We start from the raw sequence: 17,581 nt of genomic DNA on the forward strand, positions 1-17,581 counted from the left end.
TGATTTAATGCAATTTAGTTTCTTACAATAGTGATATAACCTTTGAACGGTGCGATGTTAGGACCAAAATCTATGGTGTAATAATAGGTATCGGATGCGAGCGGACTTCCGTTAAACGTTCCATCCCATTGGTTATCGTATCCTTTTTTAGTATACACAGTTCTGCCAGATCTATCAAACACTTTTACCGTATTGTTAGGGTAATAATCTATGTTTTGGATGATAAACTTGTCGTTCTTTCCATCTCCGTTAGGGGTTAAAATGTTTAGTGCTGTAATTTGGTAATCATCTGAAACCTGAATGGTGATAGACTGAGTACTTGTACAACCTGAAGCATTTGTGCCTGTAACGGTGTAAGTAGTCGTTTGTTTAGGTCTAACGGTTAGTGAAGCAGTACCTTGTCCGGCAATAACATCTGTACTTGGCGACCATGTATAATTTACTGCACCATTAGCTGATAGTATTACTGATGTACCTTTAGAAATGGTTATACCATTGTTGCTGGCTACATTAATAATTGGTAAAGGATTTATGGTAATTGTTGCTGTACCAGTTAGTGTTTGATTTGTATTTGCATCGGCTATGCTTACTAAGTTATATACAAATGAACCTACAACATTGGTTGGAGCTGCTACTGTAACGGAAGTATTAGGCGAATTGATAATAACCGTTTTGGTTGAGCCACCATTAATGTTGTATGTAAAGGTGAAAGGTGCGGTACCAACTGTAGCTGTGAATGTAACATTTGGTGCTGTTGAGTTTATACAAGCTGCCGCTGTTCCAATTATTGTACCTACTGGTTTTGGTATTATTTTAAAGATAGCTGATGTGAAACCGATTTGATAATTAGCATTGATAGCTAGTGTTCCTTGGTTGATGGTATAATCGCCAGGAGTTTCGCCGACGGTACGGGTAATGTTACCTGTAAATACATCGCTACCTATTAAAACTGGTATATAGGTATAGGTTAATGTAGGGTCTGTTGCGCCTTGTATTTTTGTTTTTGCAACGGCAGTAACTGCAATTTGTTTTGGTGCAATAGTTAAAACCAATGTTTTTGAGGTTGCTGCGTTATAAAATGCATTTCCTTCTTGGTTTGCGGTTATTGTTACTGTACCAGCTTTTAAAATATGAATATCATTATTGCTAATTGTTGCAATATTGGTATCGCTACTGGTGTAGGTTAAGTTAATTTCGGTATTATCACTTGTTGCACCGATAGGGAAATCAGGATCTCCATAAGTAACCGTTTTGATTGCTGCTAAAGTGATGTTCTGATTTTTCTTTACGTAAGCGTCATTTCTAGTATACCAAATAGGGGATGTGATAATTCTACTTCCATCACTTTCTACAATGTCTGCATAGTAGTAACCTGTAGCTAAATTAGGTAAGGCAGCATGGGTATAAGTTAATGTTCCTGTTGTACTACTGGTAACTTCTACTGGGTTAATGCTACTTCCTGGAGTTCCATACATTAATTTAATGCTGGTAACTGGGCTAGTAGTTTTTGAAGTGATTGATATTTCTGGCCCAGCTGGATTGATAAATATACTACCTACTGGTTGCTTATTAATGGTATACGTAACCTTGGCTGCAGAATCTTCTGAAGCATAGAAACGCATTTTTTTAATGGCATCTAATAAATCATTTTCTGTTAGGGTAGGAGCTAATACTACAAGTCTGGCTCTGGTATGTCTACCAAAGGTGAAGTTGTGATTGTCATGGTCAATTGTAGCACCTAAATGATACCCTTTCGCTAACATAGTGTTGTAATAGTTTATATAGCTCATTGAGCTTGCTGGATCTGAATACGTAACATTAGTAGAGAATGCTGGGCCACTTTCTAATGCAGTACCAACAATTGCGCTATCTGCACTTAAATCATAAGTAGCTGAGATGTTATTGAAATCTGTTGTATTAGGGTGGGCTAGGGTTGCTACAGCATTTAAGCCATGACGGTTAATGATGCGGAATAAACCGGTTGTACCAGTGTACACACTTTTTGGTACATAGATTTGGTTTTCGCCTGGTTCCCATCCTATTAATGAATCGATACCGTATACAATAACGTGACCGCCACCACTAATTACTCCCCATTCCATACCGTGTAAAGCCACAAAGGTAGAAGTAGTTGCATTTTTAGCTGCGGTAATTCCTGGTTGCCAATTGGCAAGAGACATGCCTGCTTGTGTGTGGTTGTGCTCAGATATACCTAAGAAATCTAGGTTCATTGAGTTTTTAGCAAAAGCATAATCATCTTCAGGTTTCTTGGTTAAATCGTCTTTATTTCCATCAGAATAACTACTGTGACTGTGTAAGTTTCCAAAATAGAAATTAAGTTTGTTAAGGTCTAAAATTCCAGTTTTAAAACTTCCTTTTAGTGGGTTTGCAGTAAGATAAAGTGGGCCACTACTACAGGCACTGTTTAATGAATAGATAAAGAAGTAATAGGTTGTGTTTTGTAATAATCCGTTTCTAATGAATGTATTTCCAGTACCTCTTTTTACTACAGTTCCTCCACCAATTTGATCGCCAACAGTATAAACTGTTTGGTTTACTGGAGCTGCACTTAATGTACTTGTTGTGCTCATTACAACAAGATATTCATCAGCTGTGCTAGCTGTAAATGCTCCTTGAACAAAGTTGTAATTAGAAGAAGTAACATTAAAGTTGGTTGGCTGTGCAGCTGGTGTAGCACAAGGCAGTAATGTTTTAGTAGTTTGACTAGCTGTTAAAACATTTGTTGTTAAATATTTTGGTCCGCCTGTACAAGACAAATTATTTAAAGGGAAAATGAAGTAGTAATAATTTGTTGAGCTAACTAAGTTATTATCTGTAAAAGTATTGCTTACAATTTTATTTACCACACTACCACCACCAAAAGAAGAACCGATTACATAAGAAGTTCCATCGGCTGGTGTTGCAGATAACGTGCTATTTAAACTACGGATAATTAAATATTCATTAGCATCTGTAGATTTTGTGAAAGTACCGGTAATGCTTCCAGTTGTAACGCTACTAAAGGTTAAAGCGGTTGGAGAAACGGTTGGGCCAGCGCAAACCGGTAGGTTTGGAGGGAAGTGAACACCTAATTGATCAACATCATCTCCATCAATTGCATTTTGAACTACTGCTAAGGTTACTCTTTCCCAATCACCAACAATAAAAGTTGGACTTGGGTCTGTTACGTTAATGCTTCTTACATAAGAAACATCTTTAGCATTAACGCCTGTACCAAATGCATCTATTATATTTCCGTTAGCATCTAATAAAGCTACGCCGTCATTTCCATTAAAGTTAATTACGGTATTGCTGTTTTGAGCAGCGCTTGTTGAGGTTAAATAAGGTACTTCATTACCATTTCCAGTATTCCCTATAATAACAGTTCCTCTTGCAGGAATAGTGATATTTAAAGGCATAGTTTGAGAAGGGGTGCCTGTAATACTTATATTGCCAGCGTCTCCGGAAATGTTGTATAATGCTAATTTTAAATTTAGAGTTCCTGTATTGATAGGTGCATTACTTAAATTGGTTAATTCAATCCATTTATTAACGGAAGCTCCTTCATAATATTGACTAATAATTATAGGGGAGCTAACTAAAGGTACATTTGCTGTAGTTGCAGTTAGTGTAGTAATGGTGTTTTGTATGTTCGGAACATTATCTTCTGCAACTACATAAATAGTATAAGCTGTAGCGCCAGTTAAACCTGTAATATTTGCAGTAGCATCTGTATTAGCAGTATTAGTTATAGTGCCAGATTTAAAAGCAGCAACGCCACTTCCATCTTGCCCGGCTTTAACTTGTGCTACTGTTGTTGGAGCTGTTCCAGTTGATGGGAGAACTACATAATATGATTTTCCAGCCTCTGAGATATTGGTTACTAAATCAAATGTGCTGATAGCAATGTTATTTACTTTAGGGAAAGTTGCTGTATTTACTGGCGGACTAACATCACCTGTAACACCGGTTCCTGTTAAGGCAACATTTACTGAAGTTGCACCTGAACTTACATTTAAAACATTGGCAGTTGATGCTCCAGCTATAGTGGGTGTGTAACTGACATAAACCGTTGGTGATGCAGCAGCTTCGGCAACGGTATAATTGATTGCACCACTAAAAGTTGAATTATCTTTTGATACAGTAAAAGGAGAAGCTACGGTAACATCAACTCCAATTGTTAAATCTGTACCTGTAATAGTATATGTTTTTGAAGTAGAATTTACACCAACAGTTTGATTGCCGAATGCTAATGAAGTTGGGTTGGCAACAAGTGTAGGGGTAGCTGAACCACCAGAAGTAAATGTTAAGTTAAAATTATCAATTGCTGATGAGGGTCTGTTACCAGCGCCTGTAGTAGCAGCTAAAGTTACAATGCGAATCCATATTGGACCAGCGTTATTGTCTAAAGCTGTACCAAAATCTACATTGATATTATTGTTGGAGAATAAGCCAGAACCAGTTGTTAAAGTTCCAGTGGCTGTTGCTGCTGTAAATGTAGTGGGTGCAGCACCAAAACCATAATCAACCCTCCAAGTTGCAATTCTTGTCGAACTCGCATCCAATGATTGTAAGTCGAAACTTAATTTTAGACCAGATTTTCCAGTTGTATTGGCTAATTGGAAAACAAAAGCGCCTGTTGGATCGCCAATTGCGGCAGTTTGTCTTAATCCTAGGGCTCTATCAGTAGCAATGTTTTGGTTAGCTGCAGATGTTGTAGAACCCGCTGTGGCTGATGCAAAGTTTTTAAAACCGCCCGTGGTGCTAGCCCATGCGGTAGCAGCAGCAGGAGTAGCCGTGTATGTGGCTACTGTGCCTAAAACACTTGCTGTTGAGCCTGTTCTAATTGTAAAACCATTTGGCAACGCTGTTCCTATTCCACTAAAATTTTCGGTAAACGGCGAAGTTGATAATGTTACTTGTGAAAATAAATGACTAGAAAAGAGCGAGAATAAGATAAAAGGTAAAAGTTTTCTCATATACAATTTGTTTGTTTAAACAAATGTATACTCAAAAACAATATTTCAAAGTTAAGTTGGTGTTAAATATTGATTTTGTGGAAAACTAAATATAATCTTCGGCTAATTTTATCGTTACCAAAATTTTCTGAAACTATATAATTAACTATTTAGCTTAATGAGTAAGGGAGATTTAAAAAAAGTCTTCAATATTTCCCTTTCCTTCCCGAACAACTTCAAAATCGCCAGATGTACAATCAATAACTATATAACCTTCATGTGATTTAGTTTCTTATAATAGTGATATAACCTTTAAACGGATCAATGTTGGCACCAAAATCTATGGTGTAATAATAGGCGTCTGATGCAAGCGGAATTCCATTAAAAGTTCCATCCCATTGGTTATCGTATCCTTTTTTACTGTACACAATTCGGCCAGATCTATCAAATACTTTAACTGTATTATTAGGATAATAATCTATGTTTTGGATGATAAACTTGTCGTTCTTTCCATCTCCATTAGGTGTTAAAATGTTTTGCGTTGTAATTTGGTAATCATCTGAAACTTGAATGGTGATTGATTGAGTACTTGTACAACCCGAAGCATTTGTGCCAGTAACAGTATAAGTAGTTGTTTGTTTAGGCCTAACGGTTAATGAAGCAGTGCCTTGTCCGGCAATAATAGCTGTACTTGGCAACCATGTATAATCTACTGCACCATTTGCTACAAGTACAACCGATGTGCCTTTAGGGATAGTTACCCCATTGTTGCTCGCTACATTTATAACAGGTAATGCGTTAATCGTTACGGTTGCTGTGCTAGTTTGCGCTTGATTTCCGTAAGCATCAGCTACGCTAACTAATGCATAGGTAAATGTACCAGCAGTGGTTGTGGGTGTATTTAAAGTTGCAATGTTAGCAGTTGACGTAATTGTTCTATTGCTACTTCCGCTTACAGTATACGTAAAAGTATATGGAGCTGTACCCGCAGAACCAGTAAAAGTAACCACAGGTGATGTGCCATTAATACAAACTGGAGCTGTACTTGCTATTGTTGCAATTGGTAATGGAAGAATAGTAATTGTTGCTGTATCGGTTTGTACTTGTCCGCAATTTGCATCAGCTATGCTAACTAAATTGTAAGCAAAAGTACCGACCACATTCGTTGGAGCAGCTACGGTTACATTGTTTCCAGTTGCGGTAGTTACTGTTTTGTTTGTGCCACCATTAATGTTGTAGGTAAAGGTGTAAGGAGCAGTTCCGTTAGCACCAGTAAATGTAATAACCGGCGCAATAGCATTTGCTGGAACTGCTGTAGTACCAGCAATTGTTGCAGTTGCTAAACCGTTTACAGTTAATTTAAAGGTTTTGCTAGTCGTGTTAATTCCTCCAAAATCTGTATTGCCATTGTCTGTAACGGTTACGGTAATGTTGGCAACACCACTCACATTATTCTTTAAATGATAAGTAATGGTTCCTTTATCGGTTCCGTTAGGTGCAACCGTAAGAATGTCAAATAAATTTGCATTATCTGAGGTAACCATTAAGGTAGTAGTTTGTGTAGTTTCTGCACCTGCAGATATTCCTGTTAAGGCTACCGTTTGGTTAGCTGAATTATAACATATAGTCTGATTTGCTATAGCCGCTAAGGTTGGTTCGCCATTGCCAAATAAATATCTCGATTTAATTGGGTAGTGATCTGTTGTAGTGGTGTTATAATTAGTCACTAGGTTTTTAACTGCATCTAATACTTCGGCTGTGCCCGGCACATAATTTACATTTAAGGCTTTGGTAAGGATAACATTATCAATTACCGTTGGGTAACCTGCGGTTGATTGTTTCCCTGCTAAGCTTAAAGGTAAGGTAATAGGGAAGTAGTTTGTAGGGTCGTTGATGAAATCAGAATACGAAGTTCCGGTACCAGCAGGCATTGGCGCAATTGTTTTATCAGGATCTAAGACATCGTTAAAATCGCCTAGAATAATTACTTTTTTGCCAGCAAGGTTTGCATCTAGCCAGTTTTTAAACTGTAAGTTTCCGTCTTTTCTGCGGTTATACGCATCAATCTGATTTGCAACTGAACCTGTATTTGCTTTAGCGTGAATTTCTATAAACGTTACGATATCTTTTTTACCGTTAATGTTTACTTCCGCCTCCATGGCAAAAGGGAATCTGCCAGATGACCAGTTTTTATAAGGCGTGCCGTCTACACTTGTAGCAGCAACTGCTGGATTATAGGTGTCTTGCAATACGCCATAAGTTCTAATTGGTTTAATCATATCTGTGCGATACATAAAAGCCAATTTCTGCGCCAGCGGATAATCTATATCTGCTTTATTATCTACATAAGAACCGAAGTCGCTAAATATTACATTGTAGCCAGCAGGTAAAACGGTGTTTCTAAATAGGGTAGTATCTACTGCTTCGGCGAAGCCATAAATATCTGCACCAATACTATTTACAACTGTTTTAACATTTGTAGCTTGTTGGGTGTCATTAGATGGGTCTTGTGCTGGGCTACCAAACCATTCGATGTTCCAATTTACAACTTCGAGTGTGTTGACAACATCAAAAGTATTACCAGATAAGGCAACGTTTTTATCAGCAGAGCCAGTTGTTGTAATAGTTACATTGCCCGCATAGGTTGAGTTTGCTGTCGTAGGCGAAAATTTAGCATACACCATTTGCGATGTGTTATTAATAGTGGCTTTGGTATAGGTTAAGCTTGCGCCAAAAGTACCACCGCTTGTTTTTGATATAGTGAAATTTGCTGGAGCTGTTAAAGTAACATCGTTTGTTAAATTACCTGCTGAGAAACCAAATGCTTTTTCTGTTGATGTTGTGCCAGCTGCTTGGAAATCAAAGTTTAAACTACCAGGAGAAGCAGTAATATCTACTAGCGGAGCAGTTGCAGAATTGGTAACTGCAAAATCATCAACCATCCAACGGCTAGCCGATGAAGTAGTAGAGTTGTACACAAAAGCGATGTAAACTGGAGTAGCTTTGTAAGCAGATAAATCTATAAAGTCTGATTTTGTCCAAGTATCTGATGCAGTTTCAGGGAATTTACCATCAATGGCTGTCCAAGTTGCTAAAGCAGGATTTCCTGATCCAGTATAATTGGTTGACACTTTAAGTTGTAGTTTATCACCAGCAAAGGCAGATCTTGTCCAGAAGGATAATACTGCATAATTCATAGCCGATAAATTTAAGGCTGGAGAAATTAACCAATCTTCGTTAAGAATATTGTCGCTCGAAAAACCATTAATCTGCAATGCATTTCCAATACTTGCTTTGCCAGCTGGGTCTGTACCATCATGACCAAAAGTCGTGGCACAATCCCAAGTTTGTGGGCCTGCTACGCTATATTGATAAAAACCATCTGATAAAGCAGGACTTCCTACAATTGTACAGTTTTCGAAATTAAAAGCTGCTTGATTTAGATCTACACCTGAGCCAGTTAAAGCAATATTTATGGTGGTAGCACCAATACTTGCATTTGAAATTGAACCCGCCGCGTTACCAGCAACTGTTGGGGTAAAATTAACGTAAACCGTTGGATTGGCAGCAATTTCAGCTGTGCTAAAACTTAATGAATTGGAATAAACCAAGTTGTTTTTAGAAATAGTGAAGGGCGTACTTACTGAAACTGTAGTTGGATTATTTAAATTGCCACCATTTAATACATATGTTTTGGCAGTTGATGTTGTGCCTACAGCTTGGTTACTAAATGCTAAACTTGTTGGTGTGATTGTTAAATATGGTACACTTGTTGGAGCAGGTTCTGTAACTGTTGAGTTTTGAGGGTTTGGAGCTCTAGCTACGAAATCCGTTGAGTTTTCATCGCTATCAAAACCATTTCCTGCAAACTCCTCTGTACCACCTGTGCCTAAAGATATAGCAGTAGAGGTAGAACTTGCTTTGCGCTCTATAGAAGTTGTATTAGTGATGACAACTGCAGGAGCAGTACCTTCAAATCCATTTGCAGTAGGGCCGAAACCAACTTTATCAACAATAGCTAATCCAGTTGGGTTTGCACCTGTTTGTGTCGTCGATAAGTTGCTTAAAAGAACTTTTCCGGTTGTGCCAGATAAATTGAGCGTTCCTATTTTATCAGGAGTTGGTAAGTTTAATGTTCCATTTGCGCCTGCCGCTTCTTGCACTAAATAAAAACTTTTAGGTGCAATACTGCCAGATAATGGTGTAACTGTCCAGTTTCCTGTTCCTGTAGCACTTATATATTGTATCGACCAGCCTGTTAAATCTACTACTGCATTTGTAGGGTTATATAATTCGATGAAATCATTTTTATAGGTAGCGCCAGCGTTGCCGCCACCTCCGTACACTTCACTAATTACTACATGTACTGGTGCAGCTGGAGGTGTAGTTCCTGTTCCAGTAAGTGCAACACTAGCCGAAACAGCGTTAGTACTTACATTTAAAATGTTATCGTTTGCAATAGTTGCACTTGTTGGACTAAAGCGAACATAAACGGTTGGATTTGTTGCTACTTCTACAGTTGTATAGGTAATAGAAGAAGTAAAAGTAGTGTTGTCTTTAGAAACTGTAAAGGGTGCTGCGGTACTTACGGTTACATCATTTGATAAGCCAGTTCCGCTTAATATATAATTTTGAGCTGTAGAATTTGTTCCGATATTTTGAGTATTAAAATCAAGAGATGTTTTGCTTGCATTTACAGTTCCAGAAATTCCAGTTCCAGAAACAGCAATATCAATTGGGGTTGCGCCACTACTTGAATTAGTAATATTACTTATCGCACTTCCACTAACAGTAGGGGTAAAATTAACATATACCGTTGGGCTAGCAGCTATTTCTGCGGGGCTAAAACTTAATGAACTAGCGTAAACAAGATTGTTTTTGGAAACTGTAAACGGTGCTAAGGCAGTTACATTTATATTTGACGTTAAATTTGATCCACTTAATACATAACTCTGTGAGGTAGTGCTGCCTACATTTTGAAGGCCAAAAGCTAAAGTAGTCGGATTAGCATTAATAGTAGGGGTACTTGTAGCTGCATTAGTAACAGTCCCGCCAATAGCGAAACCACTTGCTCCAGCTGAGCCAGAGCTAAATCCCCAACCGCCAGTAGCTGTTTGCCCACTAGCATAATAACGTAATGTTACGGTAGTGCCTTCTGCAACATTCTGCAAGGCAGCAACAGCTGCTAAGTTTATAGTGCCTAATGTTAAAGAGGTAGAAGTTACTGGCGAACCAATTAAAATAAACGTGTTTCCATCTAAACTATACGCAAATTGCGATGTTACACCTGGAGTAGCAAAAAAACCTGCTGTTCCTGCAAACTTAGCATCTATAGTAGTTAAAGAAAATTGCTTTCCAACTGCAGGAGTTAATGTTACCTGAAAATAATCAGTATTTGATGTAGAAATACCTTCGTTTTTGAAACCCACAGTTCTGAAAGAGTTATTGGCAGCACTAGGTGTAGCTGTAGTTCCTCGAGTTAAAATAGGTGCGGCAGCAAGACCTGCATCATAGGTATTTGCTGTTGAAGTTGCTAATTGGTTTTGCCCAGTAAAATCCCAGGTGGCAATTTGTGCGCAAACGGTAGCAGGTAAATAAAGACTAATAGCAAAAAGAAAAGGAAGTAAAAGTTTTCTCATATAATTTGTTTAAAAAACAAATGTATACTCAAAAACAACATTTCAAACTTAATTCGGTATTAAATATTGATTTTGTGGAAAAATAAACATTAAATTCTGATATGTATATCTTTTGCAGAATTTTATGAAACTTTTAGTTAAATAATTATCTTAATAAGAAATACGTAGATTTAAAAAAAGTCTTCAATGTTTCCTTTGCCTTCCCGAACAACTTCAAAATCTCCAGAGGTACAATCGATAACTGTAGAAGCTTCATTATCACCATAACCACCATCAATTACTGCATCTACTAGCTCTTGGTATTTCTCATAAATTAATTCTGGATCGGTGGAGTATTCAATTACTTCATCATCGTCTTTTATGGAAGTCGAAATAATCGGATTGCCTAATTCTGCTACAATTGCTCTTGCAATATCATTATCTGGTACACGAATACCAACTGTTTTTTTATTGGAGCTTAATAGCTTAGGGACGTTATTATTAGCATTAAAAATAAAGGTAAAAGGTCCCGGTAACGCTTTTTTTAATACTCTAAAAGTTACGGTGTCAATTGGTTTAATAAAATCTGAAATGTGTCGTAAATCTGAACAAATGAAGGAGAAATTAGCTTTATCAGGTTTTATTCCGCGAATGCGACAAATCTTTTCAATTGCTTTCTGATTAGTGATATCGCAACCTAATCCGTAAACAGTATCTGTAGGGTAGATAATTAATCCACCTTTTTTTAATATTTCAACAACTTGCTCTATTGCTTTAGGATTTGGGTTTTCGGGATAGATCTTGATTAGCATATGTAAAAATAACAAAAATAAGATGCGAGTTGTTTAATATCATTAGATTATAATTACTTAATGAAATAGGTTTTTGCTTATTTTTGATAGTCATCTGAGCTAAATAATAAAATATGAGAAAAGCATTTGTTGCGATAGCCGCATTTTTAATAGCCTTAACTATTATGTTAGGGATGTACCATCCATTTTTATGGTGGATTTTTATTTTCACTGGTCCATTTGTTATACTAGGTGTCTATGATTTATATCAGCCTAAGCATAGTATTGTGCGGAATTACCCAGTTTTTGGTCGATTAAGATACTTTATGGAGGAATTGAGGCCGAAAATCTATCAATATTTTGTAGAAAGTGATACTAATGGAAAGCCATTTAGCAGATTAAATCGCTCGTTGATTTACCAGAGAGCAAAGAAAGAAAACGATACCATTCCCTTTGGTACGCAATTAGATGTGTATGAAAACGGTTACGAATGGTTAAGTCATAGTATTGCGGCTATAAGTCATCATGAATTAGATGTTAACCCAAGAGTATTGGTTGGTGGACCAGATTGTAAACAACCTTACTCTGCAAGTATTTATAATATATCTGCCATGAGTTTTGGTTCGTTAAGTCAGAATGCAATTTTGGCGTTAAACGGCGGTGCTAAAATGGGAAACTTTGCTCACAACACAGGCGAAGGCGGTATAAGCGATTATCATGCTGGTCCAGGGGGAGATTTAATTTGGCAAATAGGAACTGGATATTTTGGTTGTAGACACCACGATGGTTCATTTAATTATGAAGCTTTCGCAGAGCGTTCGCAAACCGAAAATGTAAAAATGATTGAAATAAAACTTTCTCAAGGTGCAAAACCTGGTCATGGTGGTATTTTGCCAGCTAAGAAAGTAACTCCAGAAATTGCTCGCATCCGTTTGGTAAAAGAAGGTTTCGATGTAATTTCTCCTCCAGCGCATGCTGCATTTTCTACGCCATTAGAAATGTTAGCTTTTGTAAAGAAACTAAGGGAATTATCTAATGGTAAACCTATCGGATTTAAGTTGTGTATTGGCAGAAGAAGTGAGTTTTTTGCTATTTGCAAAGCGATGATAGAAACAGGGATTTACGTAGATTTTATTACGGTTGATGGGGGAGAAGGCGGTACTGGTGCGGCGCCTCAAGAATTTTCTAACGCAGTAGGTATGCCTTTACGTGAAGGGGTTGCTTTTGTGTATGATGTTTTGAGCGGATTTAATTTGAAGAAACACATTAAAATCATTGCTTCAGGTAAAGTTTCATCAGGTTTTGATTTGGTGAAAAACATCGCCCTTGGTGCAGATTTATGTAACTCGGCTAGAGGAATGATGTTTGCTTTAGGCTGTATTCAAGCATTAGAATGCAATAGTAATACATGTCCAACGGGTGTTGCAACTCAAGATGCTAGTTTAATGAAAGGTTTGGTGGTTGAAGATAAAACGGTAAGAGTGTTTAATTTCCACAGATTAACCGTTCAAAGTGCGGTAGAATTATTGGGCGCTGCAGGTTTGCGACATCCTTATCAATTAACAAGAGCGTATATCAATAGAAGAATTGGTCAGAATGTGATGCAATCGTACATGGAAACTTTTCCTTATATCCCAGAGGGAAGTTTGGTTCAAACACCATATCCTGCACAGCACGAATTAGGAATGGCGCTAAGTACATCAGCTAGTTTTGCGCCAACAGATTATAAGGTTTCGGCAGTAGATTACCAAACGGCAAGTTCACATAGTAATTAACGTAATGCGTCATTGCGAGCATAGCGAAGCAATCTTTCCTGCTAGATAGATTGCTTCGTGCCTCGCAATGACGAAAAGCTATAAAAAAGTCGCTTAACATTTGCTAAGCGACTTTTTTATAAACTATATCTTTCCGACTTCCGGACTTTCTGTCTTTCCGACTCCTTTAAAACTCAGCGCTTTTTGGAAATCTCGGGAAAGCAATTACATCTCTAATGTTTGTCATTCCAGTTACGAATAAAACTAAACGCTCGAAACCCAAGCCAAAACCTGCATGTGGTGCAGAACCAAAACGACGCGTATCTAAATACCACCACAATTCTTCTTGCGGGATATTCATTTCTTCCATACGTTTGGTCAGCATATCCATACGCTCTTCACGTTGAGAACCGCCGATCATTTCACCAATTCCTGGAAATAAAATATCCATTGCAGCAACAGTTTTTCCATCATCATTCATACGCATGTAAAACGATTTGATGTCTTTTGGATAATCTGTTAAAATTACTGGTTTTTTAAAGTGTTTTTCTACCAAATAACGTTCGTGTTCACTTTGTAAATCAGCTCCCCATTCATCAATTAAGTATTTAAACTGTTTTTTCTGATTAGGTTTAGAATGTTTTAAAATCTGTATCGCTTCTGTATAAGTTAAACGCTGAAATTCGTTTTCCAAACAGAAATTTAGTTTCTCAATTAATGATAATTCGCTTCTTTCTTGTTGCGGTTTAGTTTTTTCTTCGTCTAATAAACGCTCATTTAAAAATGCTAATTCATCTTTGCAGTTTTCTAAAGCATAGCTGATTACATATTTCATCATATCCTCAGCTAATTGCATGTTGTTTTCTAAATCTGCAAAGGCAATTTCTGGTTCAATCATCCAAAACTCGGCCAAGTGGCGAGTAGTATTTGAATTTTCTGCTCTAAAAGTAGGCCCGAATGTGTAAATCTGACCAAAAGCCATTGCTGCCAATTCTCCTTCAAGCTGACCAGAAACCGTTAAATTAGTTGCACGCCCAAAGAAATCTGCTGAAAAATCTACTTTTCCATCATCAGTTCTAGGTGTTTTGTCGAAATCTAATGTGGTTACTTTAAACATTTCGCCTGCGCCTTCCGCATCACTTGCTGTAATTACAGGTGTATGCATATATACAAAGCCTCTTTCGTTATAAAACTGATGAATGGCATACGCCAAAGCATGACGTACTTTAAATACGGCGTTAAAGGTATTGGTGCGGAAACGCAAATGTGCTTTTTCTCTTAAAAACTCTAAACTATGTTTTTTAGGTTGTAAAGGATATTCTTCAGCATTGCTGTCTCCAAGTATTTCAATCGAATTCGCTTTAATATCTACTTTTTGTCCTTTACCTAAAGATTCAACTAAAATTCCTTTCACCGCAATAGCTGCTCCAGTAGTAATACGTTTTAATAAATCTTCATTGGTATTTGCAAAATCAACTACTATTTGGATATTGCCCATGCAAGAACCATCGTTCAGTGCTATAAACTGATTGTTGCGAAAAGTACGCACCCAACCCATTACGGTAACTTCTGTATTAAATGCTGTAGAATTCAGCAGGTCTTTTATTTTCTCTCTCTTGATCATGCTCAGTAGCTTTATAAAGGCGTCAAAAATAAGGATTTAATCAGTAATTTCCTTATTTCTTTGTCCTTACTTTTATCAAAATCACTTTTTATTTTTCATTTTAATATCATTATGTTTGTTATGTAAACTACCTATTGCTATTTGTGTTATATCTCGGAAAACAGCTAACTAGTAGAAGATTTATCGGCGACCCTAAATTGTTTTCTTTAGAGGAAAGAATATTTAATACAGTTTGCCTTTTTGTCTTTATTTCAATGTGTTTTGAAATCCCATTTAACCTTTACATGGGGTTAATGGTTTCAGCTTTCCTTTCGGTGTTTGGCTTGTTTTTTTGCGCTGTACTGTATTATTTATCTCGTTTTAAAAGAAAATCAAAGTTAGGAATTAACATTTTTTGCTTGTTATGTAATGCAGCTATAACCGCGAGTTATTTTTATAATTCTGGCATCAATGGTCCAAATTTATTAATGTTTCTATTGGTCTTTTTCTTGAGTGTATCCGTTATTCCGAAGAAAAATTTCAAAATATGGTTGCCGCTTAATCTTCTTTTGGTTTTATCAATTATTGTTGTTGAATATTTCTATCCACAATTAGCTCCAAATGTTTATACTGATGAATTGAGTAAGACCATCGATTTTAGCTTTACGTATGCAATAGTTGCAGGTCTATTCTACTTGGTCATTAGTTACATCCGTAAAAACTATGATTATGAACGTGTTTCTGCTTTTGAAAAAAATATCGCTATTGAACAACAAAATGCAGAAATTCTACTGCAAAAGAAAGAACTAGAACGCTTAAATTCTGAAAAGGATAAGCTTTTTTCCATAGTTTCTCACGATATAAGAATGCCATTAAATTCGATACAAGGTTATTTAGAAATGTTATCGGAAAATGATATTGATGAGGAAGAAAAAGATTATTTGAGACAGCAATTATTACAGATAACTCGTGATACATCTGATATGGTGATGAATATTTTATCATGGTCTAAAAACCAGATGGAAGGTTCGTATGTGGATTTGGTGCAGCTAAATGTGAGCGATATAGTAAAGAACGGGCTTAATCTTGAAAAAAATGCAGCCAAAAGAAAAGGAGTGGAGCTTGTTATAACAAGCGATGATAGCTTTACTATTCTTGCCGATAAGAATATGTTTCAATTAGTAGTGCGTAATTTGGTAAATAATGCCATTAAGTTTACACCAAGAGGAGGTTTAATTGAAATAAGTACGCGTAAAAAGGGAAAAGATTGCTGTATTTCTATTAAAGATAATGGTTTAGGTATTGACCAAGAACAACAAGGAAAGCTGTTCAAGCTTAGAGCTTCATCAACTTATGGTACCAATAACGAAAGAGGGATTGGGTTAGGGTTATTGCTGTGTAAAGAATTTACCGATTTACAGGATGGGAAAATAGGATTTGAGCCTAATGCTGATAAGGGTTCTACCTTTTTTGTATCCTTTAAATTAGCTAATTAATAGGTAAAGAAATATAAAATGAGGCACCTTTGTTTTTGCCTTCACTTTCTGCCCAAACCTGGCCTTTATGTAACTCAATTAACATTTTAACGATAGATAAGCCTAAACCATTAGAATGTTCCCTGCCCGTCGGAATGGCGCTTAGCTTAGCAAATTTTGTAAACAATTTACCCATATCTTCTTCTGATAATCCCTGACCTTGATCTTTAAATTCGACAATGAGTTGATTATTAACTATGCTTACATTAATTGTAATTTCAGTACCTGGTTGTGCGTATTTTAAAGCATTGCTCAGTAAATTCTCAAAAGCATCTTGTAATCTTACTGAATCAGCTAAAATAGTAGTCGAACAATCGCATGAAATTTTAACACTTTGTTTTTTTTGTTTGGCTAAAAGCTCAAAATTCTTTTTTACTACATTTAATAACTGAAAAACATCAACTTCTTGAAGATTTAATCTAAATCCTCCATTTTCTACCTGCGATAAATCCAATAAATTGTTAAGGCTAGTTAACATTCCATTTGCAGCGTTTTTTATGCGATCAGCAAAATCAGTTACAATTTTCGGATCATCTGCTTTCCTTTTAATCAACTCTGCAGAAAGAGAAATAGTGGTATTAGGATTTTTAAGGTCATGAACAATTCTGTTCATCATATCGGTTTGAGTGCGCATTGCTTTTCGAGTGGCTAACCGCAATTCTAGCTCATCCATTACAATAGATGATAACGTTTCTAGCATTTTTAATTGCTGCTGAGTTACTTGTTTAGGCTCGGTATCTAATACGCAAACTGTTCCTAATTGCAAACCTTCAGTAGTTTTAAGTGGCGCACCAGCGTAAAACCTAATCCCATTTTCCATAGCTACAAAAGGATTGGTGGCTAATTCTGGAACTTTAAGTACGTTTTCAAATAAGGTAACATCGTCGTTTAAAATAGCAATAGAACAAAAACTATCTTTTCTATCAATTTCTGTTGCTTCTAATGGACTAATATTGGTTTTAAAGAAAACACGCTCTCGATCTACAAAAGTTACTTGAGCAATTGGCGAATTAAAAATCTGCGCTGCAAGAATAGCTATTTTATCAAAGGCATCTTCTGCAGGAGTATCTAAAATATCGTAAGTATGAAGTTTCTGAATACGCTCATTATCGTTTGTAGGAATTATGGATGATGGTATTTGAAAGTCGTTCATTCTTAAATTGTCATTTTTGTAGTTAACAAATATAACTTAATAAGGTGTACTATTTTTAGAGGCTAATTTCTTTAATTTTTCAATAAATTGAATAAAATTTAGGTATATTTTTATTTTTAGTACGTTTTTCGTTATTAAGTATGGTTTTTTTAAGGTAAAAAACTAAAAA

At 36.5% G+C, this 17,581-nt stretch carries 7 protein-coding genes; 2 read left to right on the forward strand and 5 right to left on the reverse strand.

What is annotated here, in order from left to right:
- Positions 1–14 precede the first annotated feature (14 nt).
- From GM921_RS02930 to GM921_RS02940, 3 genes are all read right to left on the reverse strand, one after another.
- The gene (locus GM921_RS02930; RefSeq protein ID WP_182921113.1) at positions 15–4,979 is read right to left on the reverse strand and encodes a T9SS type B sorting domain-containing protein; all 4,965 of its coding nucleotides are present in this window, start codon (positions 4,977–4,979) and stop codon (positions 15–17) included.
- Between the two features lie 263 nt (positions 4,980–5,242).
- Entirely contained in the window at positions 5,243–10,597 is a 5,355-nt protein-coding gene (locus GM921_RS02935) for a T9SS type B sorting domain-containing protein (protein ID WP_182921114.1), read from the reverse strand.
- A 170-nt stretch (positions 10,598–10,767) separates the two neighbouring features.
- Positions 10,768–11,388, reverse strand: a complete 621-nt coding sequence (locus GM921_RS02940) for an L-threonylcarbamoyladenylate synthase (RefSeq protein WP_182921115.1) — start codon at positions 11,386–11,388, stop codon at positions 10,768–10,770.
- Between the two features lie 113 nt (positions 11,389–11,501).
- Here GM921_RS02940 and GM921_RS02945 point away from each other — a divergent pair, with 113 nt between their 5' ends.
- Positions 11,502–13,142, forward strand: coding sequence for an FMN-binding glutamate synthase family protein (locus GM921_RS02945; protein ID WP_182921116.1), 1,641 nt, complete (start codon positions 11,502–11,504; stop codon positions 13,140–13,142).
- A gap of 166 nt (positions 13,143–13,308) precedes the next feature.
- Here GM921_RS02945 and asnS read toward each other — a convergent pair whose 3' ends face one another.
- Positions 13,309–14,745 (reverse strand): asparagine--tRNA ligase, encoded by a 1,437-nt coding sequence (gene asnS / locus GM921_RS02950; protein ID WP_182921117.1) that lies wholly within the window; start codon positions 14,743–14,745, stop codon positions 13,309–13,311.
- A gap of 293 nt (positions 14,746–15,038) precedes the next feature.
- On the opposite strand from asnS, the gene GM921_RS02955 reads away from it, so the two are divergent.
- The gene (locus GM921_RS02955) at positions 15,039–16,220 is read left to right on the forward strand and encodes a sensor histidine kinase (RefSeq protein WP_182921118.1); all 1,182 of its coding nucleotides are present in this window, start codon (positions 15,039–15,041) and stop codon (positions 16,218–16,220) included.
- On the opposite strand, the gene GM921_RS02960 is transcribed toward GM921_RS02955, so the two are convergent.
- Entirely contained in the window at positions 16,213–17,412 is a 1,200-nt protein-coding gene (locus tag GM921_RS02960; protein ID WP_182921119.1) for a GAF domain-containing sensor histidine kinase, read from the reverse strand. The genes GM921_RS02955 and GM921_RS02960 overlap by 8 nt on opposite strands.
- Between the last annotated feature and the right edge of the window lie 169 nt (positions 17,413–17,581).

This window comes from Pedobacter planticolens, assembly GCF_014172375.1.
GTDB classification, from domain to species: Bacteria; Bacteroidota; Bacteroidia; order Sphingobacteriales; family Sphingobacteriaceae; genus Pedobacter; species Pedobacter planticolens.